This window comes from Asanoa ferruginea (assembly GCF_003387075.1).
Classification (GTDB): domain Bacteria; phylum Actinomycetota; class Actinomycetes; order Mycobacteriales; family Micromonosporaceae; genus Asanoa; species Asanoa ferruginea.
In genome coordinates, this window is sequence record NZ_QUMQ01000001.1 from 4,260,244 (window position 1) to 4,284,807 (window position 24,564).

Consider the following 24,564-nt stretch of genomic DNA (forward strand, 5'->3'; position numbering starts at 1 on the left):
CGCGATCGGCGTGGCGCGCGCGTGTCGCGCGCGGATGGGGCCGCCCGAAGACGCGTGGGCTGGGTCGCGGTGCCGCGGAGTTGGCGGCGGAACGCCGCGTTCGCCGGAGCCATCTTGTGGCGCGGCCAGCGCGACCCCTGGCTTGGGAGATCTAGGTAAGAAATTGTTGCTGCAGCAGCATTCCTTTTTCTAGATCTCGCTGGGGTCGCGCATGCCCCGGCGTGGCGCGCGCGCCACGCGGCGGCGGGTGGGGTGAGTCGCGGTGTCGCGGAGGTCGCAGCGGAGCGGTCTCTGGCGGGAGCGGCGGTCTGGACCACCGCGGGCCCGAGCCGTCTTGAAGCCCTATTTCGCGAGGGCGGTGATGTCGGGGTTGTCGAGGATGTGTTTCGACGGGCCGGAGCGGGCCACCTGGAGCATCGCGCGGCCGACTTCTTCCGTCGTGACCACCTGGCTCGGGGCCAGGCGGCGGAAGATCGGGATCAGCCAGCCGCCCGCGGTCAGCATGATGCGGTAGAAGCGGCTTCGGGGGCGGATGCCGTGCAGGGGCTGGATGAAGCCCGGGCGGAACATGTAGCCCTTGGGGAAGCGTTCGAGCAGCTCGCGTTCCGTGCGGCCCTTGACCTGGGCCCAGCGCTGGCGTGAAGTCTCCGAGGTGCCGGCGCCCGAGACGTAGATGAACGTCGGGTCGGGAGATTGGGCGGCCAGGGCGTCGGCCACGCCGAGTGTGAGGTCGTGGGTCAGGCGCTCGTAGGTGTCGGCGCTCATTCCGACCGACGAGACGCCCAGGCAGAAGAAGCAGGCGTCGATGCCGCTGAGGTCGATGTTGCCCAGGTCGAACAGGTCGGTGACGACGATCGAGCGGAGTTTGTCGTGGTGGTCGCCGAGCGGGGAGCGGCCAAGCGAGACCACTTCGGACACGTCGGGCGCGAGCAGGCACTCGCGGAGCACTCCTTGGCCGACCATGCCGGTCGTGCCGGTGAGCAGGATGCGCATGGGCTTCAGGCCGCGTTGCTGCGTGGCAGGGTGGCCAGGGCCCGGCGCAGGTCGGCCAGGGACACCGTCGCCGAGTCGTCGAGGTCGGCCAGGCCGGCCTCGATCCACTGGCGCATCAGGGTGGTGACGCCGATGCCGCGGGCGTCGGCGGCGGCCCGGACGCGTTCGTAGGTGTGCAGCGGGAGGCGCACCGAGCGGCTGACCATCGGTTGGTCGGTGTCGGGGGTCGGCAGGTCGCCGGGTGTGCCGTCGCTGATCAGGTCGGCGAACTCGTCGCCGCCTTCGTGGAATCGCTTGAGGGCCTGGTCTCTGTCCACGGTCAACGCCTCCAACCACCGAGCACTTCGTCGTAACGCTTGCTCTCGCTGTCGCTCATCTCGCGCGCCGAGAGGATGTCGAAGTCGTGGTCGTCGTGGACCGGCTCGGCTAGCAGGACCACGAGCCGCCGGCCGCGTCGGCTGGCGGCGTAGACCACGGTGAGCTCGCCGAGGTGCCGGATGACCCGCCGGGAGCCGTGTAGGGCCTCCCAGACCTCGCCGGGCGTCACGTCGTAGACCGCGAGGTTGCTCAACGCGTCGTCGGTGAAGCTGTACCGGCGGCCCACGGCTGAAAAGTACCACGGATGTAACACGGACCGCGCGGGCGTCATTGCCACGGGCAGGTGATTGGATGGAGTGGTGAAGCGTTCGGCCGGTCGACCTGTTCTGATCACCGATGCCGCCGCCAGCCAGGATGACCAGCTGCGGCGCCGGACGCACCGCTACGTGCTGATGATGCTCATCCGTGCGGTGTGCGTGATCATCTTCGCCGTGCTCATCTCGACCCGGCCGCCGTTGCTCTGGGTCTGGCTGGTGCTGACCGGCGCGGGCGCCGTGGTGATCCCGTGGTTGGCCGTGATCCTGGCCAACGACCGGCCGCCGAAGGAAAAGTATCGGCATCTGCACAAGGGCGAGCGGAGCGCACCGGCGACGCCGGTGCTGCCTACTCAACCGATGCCGGACGATCCCGCGCCGCACAAGACGATCGACGCGGAACCGTAACCTAGCGGCTTAATCCAGGTAGTCGCGCAGCACCTGGGACCGTGACGGGTGGCGCAGCTTCGACATCGTCTTCGACTCGATCTGGCGGATCCGCTCGCGCGTCACGCCGTAGACCTGGCCGATCTCGTCGAGCGTGCGCGGCTGGCCGTCAGTGAGACCGAATCGCAACCTGACGACGCCCGCCTCGCGCTCGGACAGCGTCTGGAGCACCTGCTGGAGCTGGTCCTGGAGCAGCGAGAACGAGACCGCGTCGACGGCCACGACCGCCTCGGAGTCTTCGATGAAGTCGCCGAGCTGGCTGTCGCCCTCGTCGCCGATGGTCTGGTCGAGCGAGATCGGCTCACGCGCGTATTGCTGGATCTCGAGGACCTTTTCCGGCGTGATGTCCATTTCCTTGGCGAGCTCTTCGGGCGTGGGCTCGCGGCCCAGGTCCTGGAGCAGCTCGCGCTGGATGCGGCCGAGCTTGTTGATCACTTCGACCATGTGGACGGGGATGCGGATGGTGCGGGCCTGGTCGGCCATGGCCCGGGTGATCGCCTGCCGGATCCACCACGTGGCGTAGGTGGAGAACTTGTAGCCCTTGGTGTAGTCGAACTTCTCGACCGCGCGGATCAGGCCCAGGTTGCCTTCCTGGATCAGGTCGAGGAAGGCCATGCCGCGGCCGGTGTAGCGCTTGGCCAGCGAGACGACCAGCCGCAGGTTGGCCTCCAGCAGGTGGTTCTTGGCGCGCTCGCCGTCGCGGGAGATCCAGCCCAGGTCGCGGGTCATCTGCGTGGGCAGCTTCTCCTCGCCCTCGTCGGCGGCGCGGAGCCGCTCGGAGGCGTAGAGGCCGGCCTCGATCCGCTTGGCGAGCTCGACCTCCTGCTCGGCGTTGAGCAGCGGGACCTTGCCGATCTGCTTGAGGTAGGCCCGGACGGAGTCGGCGGAAGCGGTGAGCTCCGCATCGCGACGGGCCTGCTTGAGCGCCTCGGACTCTTCGTCGTCCCACTCGAAGTCGTTGTCGGTGGCGGTCGAGGCGGCGTCGCTCGCCGCTGCCTGGACCAGCTCGGCCGGCTCCTCGACGACGACATCCTCGATCTCGGCGGCCAGCGCCTCGGGGTCGATGTCTTCCGGGCCTTCGCCGCCCTCGGTGGCGCCCTTGGGGTCTTCCTCGCCCGGCTTGCCGGTGGCCTTGGTCGCCTTGGCCGGCGCGGCCTTGGCCCGGGTGGTCTTGGCCGCGGCGGCGGCCTTGGCCGGTGCGGTGCCGTTGGCCGCTTCTTCGCCGCCCGGGGTCTGCTTGGGCGGCGCGGCCTTCTTCGCGGGGGCGGCCTTCGCCGTGGTCGCCCGCGAGGCCGGCGTTGCCGACCGGGCAGCGGCGACGCGGGGGCGCTTGGTGCTCGCCGACCCGTCGACAACGACCGTTATGCCGGCATCGACGATCGCGCGGATGATCTTTTTGGCCTGGGCCGGGGTCACATCGGCCGACTCGACCGTGCGCTGGACCTCCGCCGACGTGATGTGGCCGCCGCCGCGCTGGGCGTGGGCGATCAAGATGTCGGTGATCGAGCGGACGTCTGCGCCGGTTTGGCGTGGCTCTGTCACGAATGACCTTCCGGTGGCGAGCGAGCGGGCACAGCCGGTCGAAACCAGCGATGCGGTGGGCCAGGTTCAAAGGTAGTGGGCCCCCGAGCCACGAACCGGCCTGCGCGGGAAGTTCGTGACAGGTGAGCAGGCGTGAATTGTAACGCCGTCGGTGGAGAAACATCGCACGGCGCACGACCGCAGAGCGGCCCGGCCGCGGATTGCGGCTGCCGGAGGAAAGCAAACGATGGACTTTGACAGAATCGTAACCGGACCAAAGGGGGAGCGATGACCGACACGACGCCCGCTCTGCCAACCGAAATTCAGGTGGCGGAGCTTCTGGCGATCGCGGTGACCGTCGCACGCGAGGCGGCGGACACCGCGCGCAGCATGCGCGCCGAGGGCGTTTCCGGCGTCACGACGAAGTCGACGGACACCGATGTCGTCACGGCGGCAGACCGGGCGGTCGAGCGCCAGGTGATCGCCGCGCTCGGCGCGAAGCGGCCGGACGACACCGTGCTCGGCGAGGAATACGGCGGCAGCGGTGGCGAGGATGCCGCGGTGCGCTGGGTCGTCGACCCCATCGACGGGACGGTCAACTACCTTTACGGACTCCCGCAGTACGCCGTGTCGCTGGCCGCTGAGGTCAATGGGGTGGCCGTGGCCGCCGTGGTGCGCAACGCGGCGACGGGCGAGGAGTGGACCGCCACCCGGGGCGGCGGCGCCTACCGGGGCGGGCGGCGGCTGAGCGCGTCCGTGCAGACCGATCTCGCGCAGGCGCTGGTGGCGACCGGGTTCGGCTACGACGCGAAGCGACGGGCCCATCAGGCCGAGGTGCTGACCCGGGTGATCACCCGGGTGCGCGACATCCGCCGGTTCGGCGCCGCCTCGCTCGACCTGTGCCTGGCGGCCGAGGGCGGGGTGGACGCCTACTACGAGAAGGGGCTCAACCCCTGGGACCACGCCGCCGGTGGGCTGATCGCGACCGAGGCCGGGCTGGTCGTCGGCGGCCTGGACGGGCGGCCGGCCGGTCCGGACATGTTGGTCGCGGCACCGCCTGCGATCTTCGGCCCGCTGACCGAGCTGCTGGCCGAGCTCGACGCCGCCGGCGGGCCGTAAGCCGGCTGAGCCGGCCGGCCTCGAGCCTGCTGGGCCGGCGGCGAGCCTGCTGGGCCGGCGGCGAGCTTGCGGGGCCGGCGGCGAGCCTGCTGGGCCGGCGGCGAGCCTGCTGGGCCGGCGGCGAGCCTGCGGGGCCGGCGGCCCGACGGGGCCGCCGGGCATTCCGGCCGGGCCGGCTCGGCCGGCCCGAAGACGCCGGGCTAGGGCGCCGGGCAGCTCTGGGCGGGTAGCTTCGGCTCGCCCGCCGCGGCCAGCTCCACCAGTGACTGGTTGACCTCGGTCGAGGTGGCGAGCTGCTTGAACTGGTCGCCGATCAGCACATCGACCACGTCGTCGGTGCGGGCGGGGTCGTATTCCGGGTCGGCCTCGTCGAGGAAGTAGGCCCGGATCACGTGTGCGCTGCTGACCGCCTTGGGGCCGAAGCGCAGCTTGGCAACGCCGTCGACCGCGGTCTTCGAGTTGCCCTTCTTCAGCACCTGGAACTTGCGGTTGGCGAAGTCGCTGCCGACGCTGTCGGCGAGCCGGGGCGTGTCGGTCGCGTTGTAGACATTGATCTTGATGTCTTCGGCCTTTTTAAGTGTCAGATCGACGACCGGCCAACCCGCTGGGCACTGGGCCGCGAGGGTGCGACCCTTCTGTGAATCGTCGACCAGCGCGTAGACGACGAAGGCGACGGCCAGCACCGCGAGCGCGCTAACGACAACGAGTGCTCGCACTCGGGCAAAGGTCATTTCCCGCTCCCGTGCAGGTGACGGTGGAGGTGGACGGTTGGCGTGCCTTTCGGCGTGGCCACGGTCACCCGGTCTGCGACCGAGGTTAACGGTTGTCCGCTCGACGCGCGGAAACACCCGCGACATCCCCGGCGCGCCGAACGTGATCCACGGCGTCAGACACCTATCTTCGTGTCGCCTGAGTCACATCGGGAACAACTTGGGCCCAAATCGCGTCCTAGTGGGCCACGAGGGCGGTATACATGCCTCCCGCAGGGGCAGGTAAGGTACCGCGCTCGCGGGCGCCCGCCGTGCCCGCGCCCGAAGTTTCGCGGCCGACCGGGAACCGAAACACCGTCGTCTGGCGTTACACCTAGGCGACTTATTGATACGGGAGAGTGAGACCGATGGCCACCGACTACGACGCCCCGCGTCGCGACGAGGTCGACCTCGGCGAGGACAGCCTGGAAGAGCTCAAGGCCCGGCGAGTCGACGCACAGTCGGGCGCTGTAGACGTCGACGAGGCCGAAGTGGCCGAGAGCTTCGAGCTGCCGGGCGCCGACCTTGCCGACGAAGAGCTGACGGTCAAGGTGCTGCCGATGCAGCAGGACGAGTTCCGCTGCGCGCGCTGTTTCCTTGTCCACCACCGCAGCCAACTCGCGTTCGAGCGAAATGGCGACCTGATCTGCCGGGAATGTGCCTGACCGGCGATCGATGAGCCCAGGGCGGCGGCCCGACCGGGTCGCCGCCGCCGACTTCGACCTGCGGCCGTGGCCCAGACCTGCTTGACTCGTGAATGACGGCACGAGCTGGAGGGCATAGATGAGCCACGCCGACCGGTCCGCGGACGAGCCGGACCCCGCCGGTCCGGAATCGTCCGGGGCCGCGCAGCCCCCCGCCGACCATCCACCGACCAACTCCGAGCTGGGCGACACCGTCGCCCGGCTGACCGCTGAAGATCTCGAGCCCGGGCAGCGCAACAGGCTGCTCGGCCGCCTGATCGGCCAGGTCCGCGCCCGCGGGGTGGGCGACCTGTTCAAGCCCCGCGCCGCTCTCAAGTGGATCGCCGACGCCGTCGGCGACATCGCGCCCTACGTGCCGGTCCGTGACATCGAGACACTCCGCAAGCACCATCCTGGCCTCGACGACGACCGGCTCGCCGAGCGCCTCGTCCGCAACGCCACCCGGGCCACGGCCGGGGTGGGCGCGGCCGGCGGCGGCATCGCGTCGATCGAATGGGCCGCGACGCCCACCCTGCTCACCGCGCCGGTGCTGCTGGCAGCCGAGACGGTCACCGTGGTGGCCATCGAGATCAAGCTGATCGGCGAGCTGCACGAGGTGTTCGGCCAGCCGGTGCCGGGCGTTGGTGCACAACGCGCCATCCCGCTGGTGATGGCCTGGTCGCAGCAGCGCGGGGTCAACCCGATGGTGCCCGGCGTGGGCATCGGCGCCGTGCTCAGCACCGCCGCCCGCAGGGAGATGCGCGACCGCCTGCTGCGCCGGGTCGGTCGCAACCTGACCACCCTGGGCCCGTTCCTGACGGGCGCGGCGGTGGCCAGCTATCTCAACCGGCGGGCGACCAAGTCGCTGGGCGACCAGGTGATCGACGACCTCCGCAAGCGTCAGCGGAAGATCATCGAGGGCGAGTCCCGCTGATCGCCGCGGCCAGCCGCACCGGGTCGTGCGAGCTGATCACCCAATAGGGGGTCGGGTCGGCCGGATCGTCGATGACCACCTGCACCGCGCCGCCCACCCAGGGCCGCTGCACCACGAACGCCAGCTCATGACTGCCGACGCCGAGCAGCTCGCGCTTGCCGGCGGCGTCCAGCGGCACGGCGTCCGTGACGAACTCCAGCGGGATGTGCGCGTCGTCGACGCGCAGCTCGCCGCCGTCGACCGCGACCCGGATCCGGCCGGCCTTCCAGAGGCCGACCAGGGCGAGCGGGATCAGCACCACGAACGGGAGCCAGGCCCGGACGCCGCCGGCGCCCATCCACAGCTCGATCGCGAGCAACGTCGCGACGGCCAACCCGCACAGCCACAGCCACCAGGGAAGCCGTAACCGCTCGGCGTAGTCATCGGTAGCCACGATGTCCGAGGGTACGGCGCGCCGTACCCTCGGCACCCGGCAGGATAGGAGGGACCGCGCCCGCGCGGACCCAGACAGAAAGCTGACACCGTGACCGACGCCGCCGTCCGGGTGGCCGTGCGCCAGCTCGACCCGGACCTTCCGCTTCCGTCGTACGCCCATCCCGGTGACGCGGGTGCCGACCTGTCGGCAGCCGCCGACGTGGAGATCCCGCCCGGTGGCCGCGCGCTGGTGCCGACCGGCGTCGCGATCGCGCTGCCCGAGGGTTTCGTCGGCCTGGTGCACCCCCGCTCCGGGCTCGCCAACCGGATGGGCGTGACGGTGCTCAACGCACCCGGCACGGTCGATGCCGGCTACCGCGGTGAGATCCTGGTGAACCTGGTCAACCACGACCCCGTGGCGCCCGCGAAGATCTCCCGGGGCGACCGCATCGCGCAACTTGTCGTGCAGCGCGTCGAGCGGGCACACTTCCACGTCGTCGAGGCACTTCCCGGCTCCGTGCGCGGATCAGGCGGGCACGGTTCGACCGGCGGAGTGGCGGCATCTTCGGAAAGGCAGGCGGACTGATGTTCTCGCGAGGCGGATCCGGGCGGCACGCCCGCGGTGACCGCGGCGACCGGTCCGAGCGACCGGCCCGGGGCAAGGCGCAGGTGCCCCCGCCGGCCCGGTCGGACGGCCCCTACGACATCTCCGCGGCACCGTCCGGTGTGGAGCGGCTCGACCTGGGCAGCCTCCAGATTCCGGTGCTGCCCGACATCGAGATCCGGGTGCAGGCCAACCCCGACGGTGCCGTGCAGCAGGTGGTGCTGGTCAACGGCGACAACGCGCTCCAGATCGGTGTGTTCGCCGCGCCCCGCTCCGAGGGCATCTGGCAGGACGTGCGCGACGAGATCCGCAAGTCGCTGTTCAGCGAGGGTGTCGCCGCCGAGGAGACCGAGGGCGAATACGGCGTCGAGTTGCGGGCCCGGGTGCGCACCGCCGACGGCCTGACCGACCTGCGCTTCCTCGGCATCGACGGGCCCCGCTGGATGGTCCGCGGTGTCTTCCAAGGCCCGGCCGCGACCGACCCGTCGCGGGCCGGCGTGCTGGTCGAGTGCCTGCACGGCATCGTGGTCGACCGTGGCCAGGAGGCCAAGCCGGTCCGCGAGCCGCTGCCGCTGCGGCTGCCCAAGGACGCCAGCGAGCAGGTCCAGCAGCAGCAGGCGGAAGCCGCGGCGCCGCCCGTCGCGCCACCCACCAACGGCTCCGGCTCTGGGCCCGGTGCGGGCCCGTCGCCCCGCCGCCGCCCGTCGCCACGACCACGCTGAGCGTCGATCGCGCCCGCCGCGTATTCCCGCCCGCCGCGGGGAGGTGGGTGACCGCCGTCACGCGTACGCTGAAAGGGGCGTGCGCCCGGCCGGGGCGTCGAGGAGAGTGAAGCCGAAGGTCATGGCCATCGACCAGAGCCGCACGTCGCTGCGGCGCTTTCTTCAGCGACTGACGGCTGACGAAGAGACGCTCGAAGCCGAGAGCCTCCAGCGGGAGAGCGCGAAGTCCGGCTGCATGCCGGCCGGGCTCTGCATGCGGGGCCAGCTCGTCGCGCTGACCGGGCGCCTCAAGACCGTCGTCTACACCCCACGCACCAACCTCCCCACGCTCGAGGCCGATCTTTACGACGGCAGTGACGTGGTGACGCTGGTGTGGCTGGGGCGACGGCACATCGCGGGGATCGAGCCCGGGCGACAACTGACCGCGCGCGGTCGCGTAGCGGTCCGGGATGACCGTAAAGTCATCTACAACCCGTACTACGAGCTGGAAGCCACCAGATGACCTCTTCGCCCCGCGCCGCCGACGAGTCCACCCGTGACCCCGACGGCGAGGAGCCGCTGCCTCCCTTCGGGGAGATGGTGGCGCAGCAGCTCGGCGGCTGGCGGGGCCTGGTCGAGTCCAGCATCCCGGTGCTGGTCTTCGTGGTCGTCAACATCGTCTGGGAGCTCAACCCCGCGCTGATCGCCTCGATCGGTGTCGCGCTGGTCATCGGCGGGATCCGGCTGGCGCAGAAGCGGCCCATCCGGCACGCCGTCAACGGCCTGTTCGGCATCGGCCTGGGCGCGCTGATCGCCTGGCGCACCGGCGAGGCCCGCGACTTCTACCTGCCCGGCATCATCCAGAGCTACGTCTTCGCCGCCGCGCTGGTGATATCGGCGCTGGTCCGGCAGCCGCTGGTCGGCTGGGGTTGGTCAGTGATCATGGCGGGCGGCCGGTCCGATTGGCGCGAAGACCGCCGGCTGATGCGCACGTTCATCTGGCTGACGGTCCTCTGGGCGATCGTCTGGGTGGTCAAGGTCAGCATCCAGGCCTGGCTCTGGTACGACAAGCAGGACGACCTGCTCGGCGTAGCCCGACTGGTGCTCGGCACGCCGCCCTACGTGCTGCTGGCCCTCCTGACCGTCGCCGTGGTCCGCCGCGTCACCCGCGACCGCCCACCGGCGGCCGTGGAGAGCGCCTGACCGGCGGCCCCGGAGCGCCCTTCAATTGCGGTCGCGGAGCGCCGCTCGACAAGGGTCGCGTAGCGCCGCTCGACAAGGGTCGCGTAGCGCTGCTCGACAAGGGTCGCGGAGCGCCGCTCGACGGGGGTCGCGGAGCGCCGCTCGACGAGGGTCGCGGAGCGCCCTTCAACGGGCGCCGCGGAGCGCCGTTCGACGAGGGTCGCGGAGCGCGGCCGAATACCAGCCACGCGAGGCCGCCGCAGGCGGGCAGCAATAGCAGCGCCCATCCGGCGCCCGTACCGACCAGCGCGCCCGTCGCGGCCACGCCGAGCGTGGCGCCGACCTGGCGCACGGCGCCCAGCAGCCCACCGGCTGCGCCGGCCGCGTCCGGTGGTGCGCTGCCGACCACGGCGGTGACCAGCGCCGGCAATACCAGCGAGAGCCCGAACCCGGCGAGCAGCAGGCCGACCGCCAGCCACGGGTAGCCGCCGCCGGTGAAGACTGTGCCGGCCAGCAGCGCGCCGCCGGTGGTCAGCAGGGCCAGGCCCGCCAGGATCGGTGGGCGCGGGCCGAAGCGGGCCACCAGCCGGGCGGTGACCGGCGGGTTGGCCGCGAACGGCACGGTCAGTGGCAGGAATGCCAGGCCGGTCGCCAGCGGGCTCAGGTGGCGATCCTGCTGGAGCAGCAGCGGCAGCACGAACAACGCGCCGGCCAGGGCGAAGTTTGCCGCCCCGCCGACCAGGAGGCCGGCCCGAACGCCGGCCGAGCCGAGCAGCGCGCGGTTGAGCACCGGCGCTCCGCTGCGCCGCTCCAGGGTCGTGAAGATCACTAGCGCGGTCGCGAGCGCGGCCGCCGACCATGCCGCGTGCCGCCAGGCGGGTGCCCCGGCGGCGATGACCGTGTCGGTGAGCAGGGCCAGCACCGCCACCCCGGCCAGTTGGGCCGGCCAGTCGATCCGCCGGTCGCCGCGCGGGCCGCGCAACGCCGCGCCGCGGACCAGTGCCAGCACGACCAGGCCGATCGGGACGTTGACCAGGAAGACCGACCGCCAGCCGGCGGCGTCGACCAGCGCGCCGCCGGCGATCGGGCCGGCCGCCACGGCCGCGCCGCTGATCGCGGCCCACGTCGCGACCGCACGGGCCCGCTCGGCGGGCCGCGGGTAGAGCCTTGCGATCAGAGCCAGCGACGCGGGTACGCACGCCGCGGCCGCGACACCGGCGACCGCCCGCAGGGCCACCAGCGTCGCGAGGTCCGGCGCGCCGGCGCTGAGCAGGGACGCGAGCGTGAAGCCGGCGATGCCGGCCCGGAACAGCCGGTCGGCGCCGTAGCGGTCAGCGGCGGCGCCCGCCGACAGCAGCAGCGCCGCGAATGCCACCGTGTAGCCGGTGGTCGCCCATTGCAGCCCGGCGATCGAGGCGCCGAGCGACCTCGCCAGGTCGGGCTCGGCGACCGACAGCACGGTCATGTCCAGCAGCACCATGAAATAGCCGAGCGAGATGCCGGCCAGTGGGAGTTTGCGCACGCCGGCAACAGTGCGATCCGGCACACCGGCCGCTCCACCTCGGCAGCCGTACGCCGCGTTCGGAATTTCCGCATGCCCGCCGGCCTTCGTTCCGCACGTGGAACTCCAGCACCTGCGAACGTTCGAGGCCGTCCTGCGGCACCGCACCGTGACCGACGCCGCGGTCGCCCTCGGCCGCGCGCCCTCGTCGGTCTCCCAGCAACTGCGGACCCTCGAGGCGGGGCTGGGCGTGGCGCTGTTCGAGCGCGGCCCCAAGGGCATGACGCCGACGCCCGCCGGCCTCCGGCTCCGCGGTTGGGCCCGCACGCTGCTCGACCAGGCCGAGCAGGCCCGGCTCGACGTACGCGGTGAGCGCCAACGCCTACGGCTAGGTGCGCTGGAGACCCTGGTCGGCTCGCACGTGCCGGGGGTCGTCGCCCGGCTGGCCGCCCGCCGGCCGGATCTCGCCGTCGAGCCGCACGCCGACCGCAACCGGGCCCAACTCCTGGCCGACCTGGTCGCCGAGCGGCTCGACGCGGCCCTGCTGCTGGACTCCGGCGCCGGCCTCGGCGGGCTGGGCTTCCCGGCACCGGCCGAGCCGCTCGCGTTCGTCGACCTCGAAGACGTGCCGCTCGCCCTGGTGGCGGCGCCGCACCACGCGCTGGCCGGCGAAGCGCTGACCCCGGCCGACCTCGCCGCCGAGCGGCTGCTGGTCAACGTGCCGGAGTGCTCGTTCTGGATGGCGGGGGAGCGGATCCTGGGCGCCGGGCCGGAACGCGTCCGGGTCGGCGGCGTCCCGGTGATGCGGGCCTGGGCGGAACAGGGGCTCGGCATCTCGCTGCTGCCCGCGTTCGCGGTCGACGAGAGCCTGCGGGCCGGCCGGCTGGTGCGGCTCGGCCTGCCGCTGCCGGAGCTGAGCCTGCGCCTGGTCTGGCGCGCCGACCGGGAGCGGCTTCCCGGCCTGCGCGATGTCCTTTACGCGGCGGCCAGCTAGCGCAACGCGCGGCGGTCGGCGGCGTCCGGGCCCAGGATCACCGCGCGGACGGCGTCTTCGACCTCGGCCGTGCAGACGAAGATGAGCTCGTCGCCGGCCTCCAGCGGGTCGTCGGGGGTCGGCACCAGGACCCGGCGGCCGCGCAGGATCGCGACCAGGGCCGAGTCGCGGGGGAGCGGCACGTTGCGGACCGGCAGGCCTACGTAGGGCGCCGTCGGTGGCAGCGTGATCTCCACGAGGTTGGCCTCTCCCTGCCGGAACGTCATCAGCCGGACCAGGTCGCCGACCGTCACCGCCTCTTCGACCAGCGCGGCCATCAGGCGTGGCTTGCTGACCGCCACGTCGACGCCCCACTGCTCGGTGAACAGCCACTCGTTTTCGGCGCGGTTGACCCTGGCGACCACCCGCGGCACCGCGAACTCGGTCTTCGCGAGCAGCGACACCACCAGGTTGACCTTGTCGTCACCGGTGGCGGCGACCACGACGTCGCAGCTCGCGACGTTGGACTCTTCGAGGCTGGCCAGCTCGCAGGCGTCGGCCAGGATCCACTCGGCGGCCGGCACGCGTTCGGGCCGCAGCATCCGCGGCGAGCGTTCGATCAGCATCACCTCGTGGCCGTTGCCGACCAGTTCGGCGGCGATCGAGCGACCCACGTTGCCTGCTCCGGCGATGGCGACCCGCATGGTCAGTGCCCCCCTTCCGGCGCGGAGCCGGCGACCTCGGTCACCGATGTGGCGATGTCGTCGGTGACCAGCATGAAGAGCTGGTCACCCTCCTGGATCACGGTCGATGCCGTGGGCAGCGTGCCGATGCCGAATCGCATCAGGTAGGCGGTGCGGGCGCCGACCGCGTCTTCCAGGGCGCGCAGGGAGCGGCCGATCCAGTCTTTGTGTGCCGGCACCTCGATGATCGAGACGGTGCTGGTCGGGTCACGGAAGATCTCGACGTGCCCCTCGGGGATGAGGTGGCGGAGCATCCGGTCGGCGGTCCACCGGACCGTGGCCACCGTCGGGATGCCGAGCCGCTCGTAGACCTCGGCGCGCTTCTGGTCGTAGATCCGGGCGGCGACCCGGGTGACGCCGAACGTCTCGCGGGCCAGCCGGGCCGAAATGATGTTGGAATTGTCACCGCTGGAGACGGCAGCGAACGCGTCGGCCCGCTCGATGCCGGCTTCCCGCAGGACATCGCGGTCGAAACCGACCCCCGCGACCGTGATCCCGCCGAATTCCGGGCCCAGCCGGCGGAACGCGTCGGCCTCCTGGTCGATGACGGCCACCGAATGGCCGCGGTCTTCGAGAGTGTGCGCGAGCGTCGAGCCGACGCGACCACATCCCATGATCACGACGTGCACCGGTGACACCCCTTCCACGGCGGATTGCGGCCGATTGACCGTACCCCTTGACAGGAGATCTCAGGTGATCGCCCACCGCGCGCCAGGACCCATCCGGCCGCCGTACCCTTACCCGTTGTGGCCCGCCCCACCTCGGTGATGAAGCGACTGCTGCTCGGCCGACCGTTCCGGTCCGACCGGCTGCAGCACACGTTGCTGCCCAAGCGCATCGCCCTGCCGGTCTTCGCCTCGGACGCGCTGTCCAGCGTCGCCTACGCACCCGACGAGATCCTGCTGACGCTGTCGATCGCCGGTGCCGCGGCCTACACCAAGTCGCCCTGGGTCGCCCTCGCCGTCGTCGTGGTCATGCTGACCGTGGTCGCCAGCTACCGGCAGAACGTGCACGCCTACCCGTCCGGCGGCGGCGACTACGAGGTCGCGACCGTCAACCTGGGTCCGAAGTTCGGCGTCGGGGTGGCCAGCGCACTGCTGGTCGACTATGTGCTGACGGTCGCCGTCTCGGTCTCCTCCGGCGTGGCCAACCTCGGTTCCGTGGTGCCCTGGGTCGCCGAACACAAGATCGGTGTCGCGGTCTGTGCCGTCGTGGTGCTGACCGCGATGAACCTGCGCGGCCTGCGGGAGTCCGGCACGGCCTTCGCCATCCCGACGTACGGCTTCATGATCATCATCGTCGGGATGCTGCTGACCGGCTTCTTCCGGATCTTCGTCATGGGTGACGACCTGCGGGCACCCAGCGCCGGTCTGCACATCGCGGCCGAACACGACGTGGCCGGCTTCGCGATGGTGTTCCTGCTCTTGCGAACGTTCTCGTCCGGCGCCGCCGCACTGACCGGCGTCGAGGCGATCTCCAACGGCGTGCCCGCCTTCCGCCCGCCGAAGAGCCGCAACGCGGCGACCACGCTGTTGCTGCTCGGTGTGGTGGCGGTCACCATGCTGGTCGGCATCGTCTGGCTGTCGCGGCTGACCCACCTCCAGTTCATGGAGGATCCGGGCCGGCAGATCATCGGCGGCGCCGGCGACTACGTGCAGAAGACGGTGACCACCCAGCTCGGCGAGACCGTGTTCGGCAACGGCTCGTTCCTGCTCTACGTGGTGGCCGGTGCCACGGCGCTGATCCTGTTCCTGGCCGCCAACACCGCGTTCAACGGCTTCCCGGTGCTCGGCTCGATCCTGGCCCAGGACCGCTACCTGCCCCGCCAACTGCACACCCGCGGCGACCGGCTGGCGTTCTCCAACGGCATCATCTTCCTGGCAGTCAGCGCGAGCGTGCTGATCGTCGCGTTCCAGGCCGAGGTCACCCGGCTGATCCAGCTCTACATCGTGGGCGTGTTCGTGTCGTTCACGCTGTCGCAGGCCGGCATGATCCGGCACTGGAACCGGCTGCTGCCCCGGGAACGAGATCCCGAGGCGCGGCGCCGGATGCACCGGGCCCGCGCGATCAACACCTTCGGCGCGTTCCTCACCGGCACCGTCCTGATCATCGTGCTGATCACCAAGTTCCTGCTCGGCGCCTGGATCGCGATCGCGGCGATGCTGGTGATCTACGTGGTCATGCTGGCCATCCGCAAGCACTACGACCGCGTCGCGGCCGAGCTGGAGCCGGCCGAGGGGCGGCCGATGCTGCCGGCCCGCAACCACGCCGTGGTGCTGGTCTCCAAGGTCCACCTGCCGACCCTGCGGGCGGTGGCCTACGCGCAGGCGACCCGGCCGGACACGCTGACGGCGGTGACCGTCAACGTCGACGACAAGGACACCCGAGTGGTGCAGGCGGAGTGGGAACGCCGCCAGGTGCCGGTGCCGCTGACCGTCATCGACTCGCCCTACCGGGAGATCACCCGGCCGATCATCGACTTCGTCAAGCGGGTCCGCACCGACTCGCCGCGCGACGTGGTCACCGTCTTCATCCCCGAGTACGTCGTCGGCCACTGGTGGGAGAACATCCTGCACAACCAGAGCGCCCTGCGGCTCAAGGGCCGGCTGCTGTTCGAGCCCGGCGTGATGGTGACCAGCGTGCCGTGGCAGCTCGCGTCGAGCCAGACCCGCGACCTCGACCGGATGGACGCGACGCTGATCCGGGGTCCGGCGCGCGGTCCGCGTACCCGGGGAACGGTCAAGCTCGACGCCTCTGGCCTGCCGCCGGCCGACAGCGCGACGCCCGCGGAACCCGCCACGCAGGCGCCGGACGACGGCGTGCCGGCACCGGCGGACCGGTCGTGACGCCGGAGAGTCCCGCGGTCGCCGAGGAGGAGCGGGTCACGCTCACCGTCGGTGCCCCGGCACACGGCGGGCACTGCGTCGCCCGGCTCGACGGCCAGGTCGTCTTCGTCCGGCACGCGCTGCCCGGCGAGCGGGTCACCGCCGTGGTCACCGAGGTGCACGGTGGCTACCTGCGGGCCGACGCCGTGGAGATCCTCGACGCGTCGCCGGACCGGGTCGCGCCGCCCTGCCCCTATGCCGGTCCCGGCCGGTGCGGCGGCTGCGACCTCCAGCACGTGGCTCCCGGCGCGCAGCGCGACTGGAAGACCGCGATTCTGCGCGAGCAGCTCACCCGCCTGGGCCGCCTGTCCGACGCCGAGGTCAACGCGCTCGACGTGCGGGTAGCCGCGCTGCCCGGCGACCCGACCGGCACCGGCTGGCGCACCCGGGTCCGTTACGCCGTCGACGCGGCCGACCGTGCCGGGCTGCTCAAGCACCGTTCGCACGAGGTCGTGCCGATCGACCGTTGCCTGATCGCCCACCCGGCCATCCAGGCGCTGCCGGTGCTCGACCGGCTCTGGCCGGGTGCCGACGCGGTGGCGACCGTGGCCACGTCGGCCGGCGATGTCGAGACCATGGCACTGCCCGGCGCCGAGGCGCCGACGGTGCGGGAAGAAGCGCTCGGTCGCACGTGGACGATCGGCGCGGAGACGTTCTGGCAGGTGCACCCGGCGGCCGCGGAGACGCTGGTCGGCGCGGTGCTCGACCTGGTGGCGCCGCGGGCCGGCGAACGCGCCTGGGACCTTTACGGCGGCGCGGGACTGTTCGCCGCGGCGCTCGCGACCCGGGTCGGCCCGGACGGTCGGGTGACGCTGGTCGAGTCGGCGCCCGACGGCGTCGCGGCGGCCCGCGACAACCTGGCCGACCTGCCCTGGGTCGAGGTCGTGCCGGCCCGGGTGGAGACCGCGTTGGCCCGCCGCCGGGTCACCGGCCCGGTCGACGTCGTGGTGCTCGACCCGCCGCGCACGGGCGCGGGCGCGAAGGTGGTCGACGCGCTCACCAAGTCAGGTGCTCGCGCGGTCGGCTATGTCGCGTGCGATCCGGCCTCGTTCGCCCGCGATGTGCGCACGTTCCGTGAGCAGGGTTGGCGCCTCGCGGAACTGCGTGGATACGACTGTTTTCCGATGACGCACCATCTCGAGTGCGTTGGATTGCTGCTACCCGAATCGTGAGCCGGATTTATTTTCGGCTTAGTTTTCGGAAATGACGGCCGATCGGGGGTCATCGTTGCGGCGCGGGGACTCTTCGGTTGGGTGAAGTGACGATGCTGCCCTCCTTTTCGCGGCTGGCCGCGCGGGAGGCGACGCGCCGGTCACGGAGTCGGATCCAGCCGATGACCAGCAGGATCAGCGGGAGCAACGGCAGCGCGATGACCGCCACGACGATCAGCGCTATCAGTTGCCCAGCGGCGTACTTACCGGTAACGCGCGAGGAACCTGACATGTGGGCATACCTTTTGGGGAGGGAGACTCTGCGCCCATCGTACGTCTCTTCACGCTTGTGTCCTATTTATCACTCGGGTGGTTCGGGATCGTTATCGATCTCCGTTGCAGCCATCGATCATGGCCATAGCTTGCGGTTTTGAAGATCCGGCCGGGACGGGTGACGGCCTAGGCTCCGAAAAAACTGTCCCGGTCCCGTCAGTAAGACTTGTCCGATCGGGCCACCCGATCGCCCAATCGGTCGGGGCTGCCCCGCCGACGCGCCGATGGTCCCGTGTACGGGAGTGCCGCCGTCACGCAGTGCGCCCGGCCAGGCGCGCACCGTCCACACCGGCTACCCAGCGTGATCGGGAAGGGCACTCCACGCTGTGCGGAAAGGGAGATTCGGTGAAGACGATCTCGGATCGGGGTGCGCCAGGTGCGTGCGCAGATACACTTGCCGGTCATGAGCGTTGAAGAGGGTCGGGCCAGTCTGTTGTCCGCCATCCGCGGCCCGCAGGACCTCAAACGGCTCTCTGCCGAAGAGCTTGTCCTGCTGTCCGCGGAGATCCGTGACTTCCTCGTCGCGAAGGTTTCGCGCACCGGCGGGCACCTCGGCCCCAACCTCGGCGTCGTCGAGTTGACGCTGGCGATGCACCGGGTCTTCGACTCGCCGCGCGACCGTTTCCTGTTCGACACCGGCCACCAGAGCTACGTGCACAAGATCGTGACGGGTCGGCAGGCCGGCTTCGACCAGCTCCGCCAGCGGGGCGGGCTGTCGGGCTACCCGAGCCGCGCCGAGAGCGAGCACGACCTCATCGAAAACTCGCACGCCTCGACCGCGCTGAGCTACGCCGACGGCATCGCCAAGGCCTACGCGCTGCGCCGGGAAAACCGCAGCGTCGTCGCGGTCGTCGGCGACGGCGCGCTGACCGGCGGCATGTGCTGGGAGGCGCTCAACAACATCGCCACGGCGCGCAACCCGCTGGTCATCGTCGTCAACGACAACCAGCGCTCCTACGCGCCGACGATCGGCGGCCTCGCCGACCACCTCTCCTCGCTGCGGCTCAACCCGGGCTACGAGAAGGTGCTCGACCTGGTCAAGGAGTCGCTCGGTTCGACGCCGCTGGTCGGCAAGCCGCTCTACGAGGTTTTGCACGCGGTGAAGAAGGGCATCAAGGATGCCGTGGCGCCGCAGGCCATGTTCGAGGATCTCGGCATCAAATACGTCGGGCCGGTCGACGGCCACGACATCGCCGCCGTGGAGTCGGCCCTGCGCCGCGCCAAGAACTTCCGCGGCCCGGTGATCGTGCACGCGGTGACCCGCAAGGGCTACGGCTACCGTCCCGCCGAGGAAGACGACGCCGACCGCCTGCACGGCCCGAGCAGCGCCTTCGACGTCGAGACCGGGAAGCTGCTGGCCGCGCCGAGCGTCAAGTGGACCCACGTCTTCGCCGACGAGCTGGTCGCGATCGCCGACGAGCGGCCCGACATCGTGGGCATCACCGCCGCGATGTCCGAGCCGACCGGCATCGCCACCCTGGCCCGCAAGCACCCCGACCGGGTCTACGACGTGGGCATCGCCGAGCAGCACGCCGCGACCTCCGCGGCCGGTCTCGCGATGGGCGGCCTGCACCCCGTGGTCGCGGTCTACGCCACGTTCCTCAACCGGGCCTTCGACCAGGTGCTGCTCGACGTCGCCATGCACAAGCTGCCGGTGACGTTCGTGCTCGACCGGGCCGGCGTTACCGGTCCCGACGGGCCGAGCCACTACGGCATCTGGGACATGTCGGTCTTCGGTGTCGTGCCGGGGATGCGCATCGCCGCGCCCCGCGACTCGGCCACGCTGCGCGAAGAGCTGCGCGAGGCGATCGCCGTCGACGACGGGCCGACCATCGTCCGCTTCCCGACCGGCTCCGTCGCCGCCGACCTGCCGGCCGTCCGCCGGGTCGGCCCGGTCGACGTGCTCACCGAGGGCCGGCAGAAAGACGTGCTGCTCGTCGCGATCGGCGCGTTCGGCCACCTCGGCATCGAGGTCGCGACGCGGCTCGGCGAGCAGGGCTACGGCGTGACCGTCGTCGACCCGCGCTGGGTCCGCCCGGTGCCGGCCGAGCTCGTCACGCTCGCCGCCGCACACCGCCTCGTGGTCACCGTCGAAGACGGCGTGCGCACCGGCGGCGTCGGCGACGCCCTGGCCAAGGCCCTGCGCGACGCCGACGTCCGGGTGCCGCTGAAGGACCTCGGCGTGCCCAACGAGTGGCACCCGCACGGCAACCGCGCCCAGATCCTGGCCGACCTCGGCCTCACCGCGCAGGACGTGGCCCGCGAGGTGACCGGCTGGGTGTCCCGCCTCGACGAGGCGGCGTCCTCCACCGAGTCACTCGGCGCCGAAGCGGCCGCGCCGGCACCACAGACCAAGGGTCGTTAGGCCGGCACCATGGCCGAGCGGCCGGGCGACTGGGTGGTGATCGACCTCGGCACTGCCCATGGGTCGGTCGACGAAGACCAGCGCCCCGACGCCGGCCACCGCCGCGGTTCGCGGCGCTGGCGGCTGGCCGGTGCGGCTGCCGTGCTGCTGCTGGTCTGCGGCGGCGCCGCCACCGCGAGCCCGCCGTTCCGGCCCACCGCGAGCGTTCGGGTCGAGCCCGCGTCCAGCGTCTCGGTCGCGGGCGACCTCCTGATCGTCGCCGACCCGGCGCCACCCGGCACGGCCGGCGCGGCGACCGCCGCTGGTGACGGTGGCACGGCCGGCGGCGACGCCGACACGGGCCAGAGCCTGTTGCGGGGGTACGACCTGCCGAGCGGCACCGAGCGCTGGCGGGTCCAGTTGCCCACGGCGATGTCCCAGTCCGCCACCCGCCTCGGCGATCTGGTGCTGGTGGCCTCCCGCGACTCGATCCGCCGGCAGACCGGCACGACCGCGATCGACGCCGCCACCGGCGCGGTGCGCTGGAGCCGCGACGACGCCGTGCTGACCGTGCCCGGCGCCGGTGCCGGGCTCGCCGTCGACGAGGTGCGCAGCGCCAGCAGCGCCGGCAGCCGGGTGGCCGGGCGGATCGACTCGATCGACCTGGCCACCGGCCGCACGCTCTGGCACCAGCGGGTGCCCTCGACGGCCGTGGTGCACGCGGTCGCCGGCGACCCGGCGCTGGCCGTGTTCGTTCTCGACTCCGGCCAGGTCCAGGTCCACGACCTGACCACCGGCGCGTTGCGCGGCACCGGCATGTTGCCGCCGGCCGACTACGCGCCCGACAACCCGCGGCTGATCGACGACGGCTTCGTGCTCCGCCACCCCGACGGCCGGGAGGGCCAGCGGGTCGCGCTCAGCGCCTACAACCTCGACAACGTCGGCCTCGAATGGAGCCGGCCCGACCGCGCCCGTGACGTCCGCTGGGCCGACTGCGACGGCAACCTGTGCGGTCGTACCCCCGACGGGATCTGGACCCTGCACCTCGACGACGGTGCGCTGGCCTTCGCGACCGGTGACGGGCTTCCCTGGCTGCCCGTCCGGGGCAGCGACGACCAACTTGTCTTCCGGTTGCTGCCCGACGAACGGGTGGCGGTGGCCAGCGGCGGCACCACCACGGCGCCGCGGCCGCTCGGCACCCTGCCAGCCGGCAACCGCGACTGCCGGGTCGGCGACACGGCCCTGGTCTGTCGCGGTGCCGACGGCCGCCAACTCGAGATCTTCACTCTCCCGCATCCCTGACGTCGCGCCGGAGGTCACGTGGTCCCAGGCGGCACGATCGACCTCGGCTCGGTCGCCGACCAGCCGGAGCGGACCGCTGAGCTCGACCTGCCCCGCCGGCCGCCGTTCTGGGCCTGCGTCGTGGTGCTGGCCGTCGCGTTCCTGGTGCTGGGCGGCTCGCTGCGGCCGATCCCGCCGCTGACCGCGACCGTCACCCGGCTGGTCGGCGCCGGCACCTCCTATGCCGTCGTCGAGGATCGGCTCTACCTCGTCCAGCGGGCCGGCACCGAGGCCTGGGCACTCGCGGCGATCGGGTTGCCGGCGGGGGAGGCGCTCTGGACCGCGCCCTACGCGCCGACCGGCGAGCGGATCGTGCGGATCGACCTCGCCGGCCCGGTGCTGCTGGTCTCCGGTGGCGAGAGCACCGGGCGGATCAGGCGGACCGACGCGTACGAGGCGGCGACCGGCCGGCGCCTCTGGTCGGTGCCCGAGGAGCTCGTGGTCGACGCCGACGCCAACACCGGCTACGTCAGCAGTGCCGACCCGCCCCGGCTCCGCGCGCTCGACCTGGCCACCGGGCGGCAGCTCTGGTCGGCCGAGCCCAAGGACCGGTTCACCTTCGCCGCCGTCGGTGGCGCCGCGCCGGTTGCCGGCCGGATCCCGCCCCGGATCGCCCCCGAGTCGGAGGCCAACGCGGTCGGCGGCGGCGAGGGCGGTGCGACGGTGGCCGCCGGCTCCGGCGCGGGCGGGACCGGGCTGCTCGCCCTGTTCGTCCGGTCGGGGCGGGTCGAGTTGCGCGACGCCCGCACCGGAACGGTGCTGCGCCAGGCGACCCCGCTCGGGGCCGGCGCACTGCCGCTATCCGGCCTCAGCGCCGGCGGCGGGCTCGTCCTCTGGTTCGCCGACCACGGCGGCACCGGCCTGGTCGGGCTCGACCCGGCCACCCTCGACGTGCGCTGGCGGATGCCCTACGACATCGACGGCGGCGGTCTCGGCCGGTGCCTGACGCTGGTCTGCGTGAGCAGCCACGGCGACGTGCTCGCCCTCGATCCGGTCAGCGGTCGGTTGCGCTGGCGCGCCCGCGACGCCGCCTACCTGGTCGAGGCGCGCGGCCGGCTGGTGGCGCTCGGCCCGGTGCCCGGTGGCCTCGGCCCGATCCGCAGCGTCGATCCGGACACCGGGGACGAGGTCGCCGACCTGCGCGGCTGGCGGACCGGGGCGCGCGGCGACCCGGTCGTGATCCGCATCCCGGCCGGCGAATCGGACACCGTGATCGCTCTGCTCGACGCGCCCTCCGGCGTGCTGCGCCCGCTCGTATCCGCCCCCGAGGTGCTGCTCGCCTGCCAGTCCGGATCGGTCGCCATCGTCTGCCGCACGGCCACCGGCGCACTGCGGATCTGGGCTGTCCGACCCGAGCGCTAGTTTTGCTCACACGGGTTTCACGGACTGTCGGGCAGGGTGACTAAACGTGCGGGTGCTAGTGGTCGAAGACGAGCGCAATCTCGCCGACGCGATCGCGCGTGGGCTGCGGCGGCACGGTCTGGCCGTCGACGTCGCCTATGACGGCACGTCCGGCCACGAGATGGCGTTCGTCACCCGCTACGACGTGGTCGTGCTCGACCGCGACCTGCCCGGCGTGCACGGCGACCAGATCTGCGCCGACCTGGTCTCCTCGGGCGCGCTGACCCGGGTGCTCATGCTGACCGCGAGCGGCACGGTGGCCGACCGGGTCGACGGCCTGCAACTCGGCGCCGACGACTACCTGCCCAAGCCGTTCGCCTTCGACGAGCTGGTGGCCCGGGTGCGGGCCCTCGGCCGGCGGGCCACGCCGCCCGCGCCGCCGGTGCTCGCGGTCGCCGACCTGGTGCTCGACCCGGCCCGCCGGGTGGCCACCCGGGCCGGCGCGCCGGTCGACCTGACCCGCAAGGAGTTCGGCGTGCTCGAAGAGCTGCTCAAGGCGCGCGGCGCGGTGGTGTCCAGCGAAGAGCTGCTGGAGCGGGTGTGGGACGCCAACACCGACCCGTTCACCACGACGGTCCGGGTCACCGTGATGACCCTGCGCAAGAAACTGGGCGACCCGCCCTTGATCGAGACGGTGGTCGGCGCCGGCTACCGGATGCCGGGGGAGCTGGTCACATGACGGTTTATGCGGCGGTGCGGGAGCGTGGTCCCCGGCCCACGCTGCGGTTGCGGCTCACGCTGCTCAACGGCGTCGTGGTGGTCGCGACCGGCCTGGTGCTGATCCTGCTCGCCTGGGTGCTGGTCGGCGACGCGATCCATCCGGCCGACCAGCTCCAGCCCGGCGCGTTCGTCGACCTCGCCGACGGGCGCCGGATCGACGCCGCCGCCTGGCAGGCCCAGGTGGTCGACGCCGCGTCGCGCGAGCTGCTGGTAAAAGGCCTGCTGGCGCTGCTGGTGACCGGCCTGGTCGGGATCGCCGCGGCCTACGTGGTGGCCGGGCGGGCGCTGCGGCCGCTGGCCCAGGTCACCGCGACCGCGCGCCGGCTCAGCGAGCAGACGCTCGACCAGCGGATCCGCTACACCGGCGCCGACGACGAGATCGCCGAGCTGGCCCGCACCTTCGACGCGATGCTCGACCGGCTCGGCTCGGCGTTCGAGGCGCAGAAACGGTTCGTGGCCAACGCGTCCCACGAGTTGCGCACCCCATTGGCGGTGATGCGCACCGAGATCGACGTGACGCTCGCCGACGACGAGGCCGACGACGAGGAGTTCCGCCGGATGGCCACGGTCGTGCGCGACGCGTCCGAGCGGGCCAACGGGCTGGTCGACGCCCTGCTGGTGCTGGCACGCAGCGAGGCGCAGCGCGGCCGCCGGCTGGGCCGCAAGGTGCCAACCGACCTGGCCGACGGGCTGCGCGCGGCGATGTCGGCGATCCGCGTCGAGGTCGACCGGCTCGGCTTGCAGGTGACCACCGACCTGGCGCCGGCGCCGGTGGTGGGCGACCCGGGCCTGCTCGAGCGGCTGGCCGGCAACCTCGTGGAAAACGCGGTCCGCTACAACCACCTGCACGGCCGGCTGTGGGCGCGCACCGGCACCGAGGGCGACCAGGTGTTCCTGGTGGTCGGCAACACCGGCTTCGAGGTCGAGGCGATCGACGTGCCGGGCCTGTTCGAGCCGTTCCGGCGCGGCGGCCGGGAGCGCACCGGTGCCCGCGGCTCGGGCCTCGGCCTGTCGATCGTGCGCGCGGTCTGCGACGCACACGGCGGCAGCGTGACCGCGACACCGCAGGAAGACGGCGGCCTCGAGGTGCGGGTGACGCTGCCGGCGGCGAGCATCACGCCGGTGGCGGCCGGCACGGCCGCGGTGGGCGACCCGAAACCACGTTGATCGCGGCGGCGCCGGCTGGCACGGTG

At 72.2% G+C, this 24,564-nt stretch carries 26 protein-coding genes; 16 read left to right on the forward strand and 10 right to left on the reverse strand.

What is annotated here, in order from left to right; genetic code table 11:
* Window positions 1-342: 342 nt before the first annotated feature.
* The 3 genes from DFJ67_RS19985 to DFJ67_RS19995 are packed head-to-tail and all read right to left on the reverse strand — an operon-like array spanning window position 343 to window position 1,597.
* Complete coding sequence (locus DFJ67_RS19985) at window positions 343-993, reverse strand: Rossmann-fold NAD(P)-binding domain-containing protein (protein ID WP_116069381.1); 651 nt, start codon at window positions 991-993, stop codon at window positions 343-345.
* Window positions 994-998: 5 nt separating this feature from the next.
* Window positions 999-1,310 (reverse strand): hypothetical protein, encoded by a 312-nt coding sequence (locus DFJ67_RS19990; protein ID WP_116069382.1) that lies wholly within the window; start codon window positions 1,308-1,310, stop codon window positions 999-1,001.
* A gap of 2 nt (window positions 1,311-1,312) precedes the next feature.
* The gene (locus tag DFJ67_RS19995; protein WP_239097295.1) at window positions 1,313-1,597 is read right to left on the reverse strand and encodes a hypothetical protein; all 285 of its coding nucleotides are present in this window, start codon (window positions 1,595-1,597) and stop codon (window positions 1,313-1,315) included.
* Between the two features lie 73 nt (window positions 1,598-1,670).
* Between DFJ67_RS19995 and DFJ67_RS20000 the strand changes: the two genes are divergently transcribed.
* Complete coding sequence (locus DFJ67_RS20000; protein ID WP_116069384.1) at window positions 1,671-2,033, forward strand: DUF3099 domain-containing protein; 363 nt, start codon at window positions 1,671-1,673, stop codon at window positions 2,031-2,033.
* Between the two features lie 9 nt (window positions 2,034-2,042).
* On the opposite strand, the gene DFJ67_RS20005 is transcribed toward DFJ67_RS20000, so the two are convergent.
* Complete coding sequence (locus DFJ67_RS20005) at window positions 2,043-3,614, reverse strand: RNA polymerase sigma factor (RefSeq protein ID WP_116069385.1); 1,572 nt, start codon at window positions 3,612-3,614, stop codon at window positions 2,043-2,045.
* A gap of 267 nt (window positions 3,615-3,881) precedes the next feature.
* Here DFJ67_RS20005 and DFJ67_RS20010 point away from each other — a divergent pair, with 267 nt between their 5' ends.
* Window positions 3,882-4,712 (forward strand): inositol monophosphatase family protein, encoded by an 831-nt coding sequence (locus DFJ67_RS20010; protein WP_116069386.1) that lies wholly within the window; start codon window positions 3,882-3,884, stop codon window positions 4,710-4,712.
* Between the two features lie 200 nt (window positions 4,713-4,912).
* On the opposite strand, the gene DFJ67_RS20015 is transcribed toward DFJ67_RS20010, so the two are convergent.
* Window positions 4,913-5,428: a LytR C-terminal domain-containing protein gene (locus DFJ67_RS20015; RefSeq protein ID WP_308442545.1), complete on the reverse strand. Its 516-nt coding sequence runs from the start codon at window positions 5,426-5,428 to the stop codon at window positions 4,913-4,915.
* A 401-nt stretch (window positions 5,429-5,829) separates the two neighbouring features.
* On the opposite strand from DFJ67_RS20015, the gene DFJ67_RS20020 reads away from it, so the two are divergent.
* Both DFJ67_RS20020 and DFJ67_RS20025 read left to right on the forward strand, forming a co-directional pair.
* The gene (locus DFJ67_RS20020) at window positions 5,830-6,126 is read left to right on the forward strand and encodes a DUF4193 domain-containing protein (RefSeq protein ID WP_116069388.1); all 297 of its coding nucleotides are present in this window, start codon (window positions 5,830-5,832) and stop codon (window positions 6,124-6,126) included.
* 118 nt (window positions 6,127-6,244) lie between these two features.
* Window positions 6,245-7,078, forward strand: coding sequence for a hypothetical protein (locus tag DFJ67_RS20025; protein WP_116069389.1), 834 nt, complete (start codon window positions 6,245-6,247; stop codon window positions 7,076-7,078).
* On the opposite strand, the gene DFJ67_RS20030 is transcribed toward DFJ67_RS20025, so the two are convergent.
* Complete coding sequence (locus tag DFJ67_RS20030) at window positions 7,056-7,511, reverse strand: DUF3093 domain-containing protein (RefSeq protein WP_308442544.1); 456 nt, start codon at window positions 7,509-7,511, stop codon at window positions 7,056-7,058. The genes DFJ67_RS20025 and DFJ67_RS20030 overlap by 23 nt on opposite strands.
* 90 nt (window positions 7,512-7,601) lie before the next feature.
* On the opposite strand from DFJ67_RS20030, the gene dut reads away from it, so the two are divergent.
* From dut to DFJ67_RS20050, 4 genes are all read left to right on the forward strand, one after another.
* Window positions 7,602-8,078 carry a dUTP diphosphatase gene (gene dut / locus DFJ67_RS20035; RefSeq protein WP_116069391.1) on the forward strand — a complete coding sequence of 159 codons (477 nt, stop codon included), beginning with the start codon at window positions 7,602-7,604 and terminating at the stop codon, window positions 8,076-8,078.
* A complete protein-coding gene (locus DFJ67_RS20040) occupies window positions 8,078-8,818 on the forward strand; it encodes a DUF3710 domain-containing protein (RefSeq protein WP_409362939.1) in 741 nt (246 codons plus the stop codon). Before dut ends, DFJ67_RS20040 begins: the two co-directional genes overlap by 1 nt.
* 121 nt (window positions 8,819-8,939) lie before the next feature.
* A complete protein-coding gene (locus tag DFJ67_RS20045; RefSeq protein WP_116069393.1) occupies window positions 8,940-9,320 on the forward strand; it encodes an OB-fold nucleic acid binding domain-containing protein in 381 nt (126 codons plus the stop codon).
* The gene (locus DFJ67_RS20050) at window positions 9,317-10,000 is read left to right on the forward strand and encodes a DUF3159 domain-containing protein (RefSeq protein WP_116069394.1); all 684 of its coding nucleotides are present in this window, start codon (window positions 9,317-9,319) and stop codon (window positions 9,998-10,000) included. The genes DFJ67_RS20045 and DFJ67_RS20050 overlap by 4 nt, the downstream gene beginning before the upstream one ends.
* On the opposite strand, the gene DFJ67_RS20055 is transcribed toward DFJ67_RS20050, so the two are convergent.
* Entirely contained in the window at window positions 9,960-11,501 is a 1,542-nt protein-coding gene (locus DFJ67_RS20055; RefSeq protein WP_239097294.1) for an MFS transporter, read from the reverse strand. The genes DFJ67_RS20050 and DFJ67_RS20055 overlap by 41 nt on opposite strands.
* A gap of 97 nt (window positions 11,502-11,598) precedes the next feature.
* On the opposite strand from DFJ67_RS20055, the gene DFJ67_RS20060 reads away from it, so the two are divergent.
* Window positions 11,599-12,474: a LysR family transcriptional regulator gene (locus tag DFJ67_RS20060; protein WP_116069395.1), complete on the forward strand. Its 876-nt coding sequence runs from the start codon at window positions 11,599-11,601 to the stop codon at window positions 12,472-12,474.
* Here DFJ67_RS20060 and DFJ67_RS20065 read toward each other — a convergent pair.
* Window positions 12,471-13,163, reverse strand: coding sequence for a potassium channel family protein (locus tag DFJ67_RS20065; protein ID WP_203783780.1), 693 nt, complete (start codon window positions 13,161-13,163; stop codon window positions 12,471-12,473). The genes DFJ67_RS20060 and DFJ67_RS20065 overlap by 4 nt on opposite strands.
* Window positions 13,160-13,825, reverse strand: coding sequence for a potassium channel family protein (locus DFJ67_RS20070; protein WP_116076443.1), 666 nt, complete (start codon window positions 13,823-13,825; stop codon window positions 13,160-13,162). The genes DFJ67_RS20065 and DFJ67_RS20070 overlap by 4 nt, the downstream gene beginning before the upstream one ends.
* A 117-nt stretch (window positions 13,826-13,942) precedes the next feature.
* Here DFJ67_RS20070 and DFJ67_RS20075 point away from each other — a divergent pair, with 117 nt between their 5' ends.
* Together DFJ67_RS20075 and DFJ67_RS20080 are read left to right on the forward strand one after the other, a co-directional pair.
* Window positions 13,943-16,042, forward strand: coding sequence for an APC family permease (locus DFJ67_RS20075; RefSeq protein ID WP_203783773.1), 2,100 nt, complete (start codon window positions 13,943-13,945; stop codon window positions 16,040-16,042).
* The gene (locus DFJ67_RS20080) at window positions 16,039-17,253 is read left to right on the forward strand and encodes a class I SAM-dependent RNA methyltransferase (RefSeq protein ID WP_116069398.1); all 1,215 of its coding nucleotides are present in this window, start codon (window positions 16,039-16,041) and stop codon (window positions 17,251-17,253) included. The genes DFJ67_RS20075 and DFJ67_RS20080 overlap by 4 nt, the downstream gene beginning before the upstream one ends.
* A gap of 49 nt (window positions 17,254-17,302) precedes the next feature.
* Here DFJ67_RS20080 and DFJ67_RS42330 read toward each other — a convergent pair whose 3' ends face one another.
* A complete protein-coding gene (locus DFJ67_RS42330) occupies window positions 17,303-17,524 on the reverse strand; it encodes a hypothetical protein (RefSeq protein WP_147315553.1) in 222 nt (73 codons plus the stop codon).
* Window positions 17,525-17,968: 444 nt separating this feature from the next.
* Between DFJ67_RS42330 and dxs the strand changes: the two genes are divergently transcribed.
* From dxs to DFJ67_RS20105, 5 genes are read left to right on the forward strand one after another with little or no spacing between them, the layout of a single operon-like run.
* Window positions 17,969-19,930 (forward strand): 1-deoxy-D-xylulose-5-phosphate synthase, encoded by a 1,962-nt coding sequence (gene dxs, locus DFJ67_RS20085; RefSeq protein ID WP_116076444.1) that lies wholly within the window; start codon window positions 17,969-17,971, stop codon window positions 19,928-19,930.
* Window positions 19,931-19,939: 9 nt separating this feature from the next.
* A complete protein-coding gene (locus DFJ67_RS20090; RefSeq protein ID WP_116069399.1) occupies window positions 19,940-21,211 on the forward strand; it encodes an outer membrane protein assembly factor BamB family protein in 1,272 nt (423 codons plus the stop codon).
* A gap of 18 nt (window positions 21,212-21,229) precedes the next feature.
* Window positions 21,230-22,612, forward strand: coding sequence for an outer membrane protein assembly factor BamB family protein (locus DFJ67_RS20095; protein WP_116069400.1), 1,383 nt, complete (start codon window positions 21,230-21,232; stop codon window positions 22,610-22,612).
* Window positions 22,613-22,658: 46 nt separating this feature from the next.
* Window positions 22,659-23,330, forward strand: a complete 672-nt coding sequence (locus DFJ67_RS20100; protein WP_116069401.1) for a response regulator transcription factor — start codon at window positions 22,659-22,661, stop codon at window positions 23,328-23,330.
* A complete protein-coding gene (locus DFJ67_RS20105; RefSeq protein ID WP_116069402.1) occupies window positions 23,327-24,538 on the forward strand; it encodes a HAMP domain-containing sensor histidine kinase in 1,212 nt (403 codons plus the stop codon). Before DFJ67_RS20100 ends, DFJ67_RS20105 begins: the two co-directional genes overlap by 4 nt.
* Window positions 24,539-24,564: the final 26 nt, after the last annotated feature.

Coding starts and splice junctions, on each gene's coding strand:
- DFJ67_RS19985 (WP_116069381.1), bottom strand. CDS start 993: ATGCGCATCCTGCTCACCGGCACGACCGGCATGGTCGGCCAAGGAGTG.
- DFJ67_RS20010 (WP_116069386.1), top strand. CDS start 3,882: ATGACCGACACGACGCCCGCTCTGCCAACCGAAATTCAGGTGGCGGAG.
- DFJ67_RS20020 (WP_116069388.1), top strand. CDS start 5,830: ATGGCCACCGACTACGACGCCCCGCGTCGCGACGAGGTCGACCTCGGC.
- DFJ67_RS20025 (WP_116069389.1), top strand. CDS start 6,245: ATGAGCCACGCCGACCGGTCCGCGGACGAGCCGGACCCCGCCGGTCCG.
- DFJ67_RS20040 (WP_409362939.1), top strand. CDS start 8,078: ATGTTCTCGCGAGGCGGATCCGGGCGGCACGCCCGCGGTGACCGCGGC.
- DFJ67_RS20045 (WP_116069393.1), top strand. CDS start 8,940: ATGGCCATCGACCAGAGCCGCACGTCGCTGCGGCGCTTTCTTCAGCGA.
- DFJ67_RS20050 (WP_116069394.1), top strand. CDS start 9,317: ATGACCTCTTCGCCCCGCGCCGCCGACGAGTCCACCCGTGACCCCGAC.
- DFJ67_RS42330 (WP_147315553.1), bottom strand. CDS start 17,524: ATGTCAGGTTCCTCGCGCGTTACCGGTAAGTACGCCGCTGGGCAACTG.
- dxs (WP_116076444.1), top strand. CDS start 17,969: ATGAGCGTTGAAGAGGGTCGGGCCAGTCTGTTGTCCGCCATCCGCGGC.
- DFJ67_RS20090 (WP_116069399.1), top strand. CDS start 19,940: ATGGCCGAGCGGCCGGGCGACTGGGTGGTGATCGACCTCGGCACTGCC.
- DFJ67_RS20105 (WP_116069402.1), top strand. CDS start 23,327: ATGACGGTTTATGCGGCGGTGCGGGAGCGTGGTCCCCGGCCCACGCTG.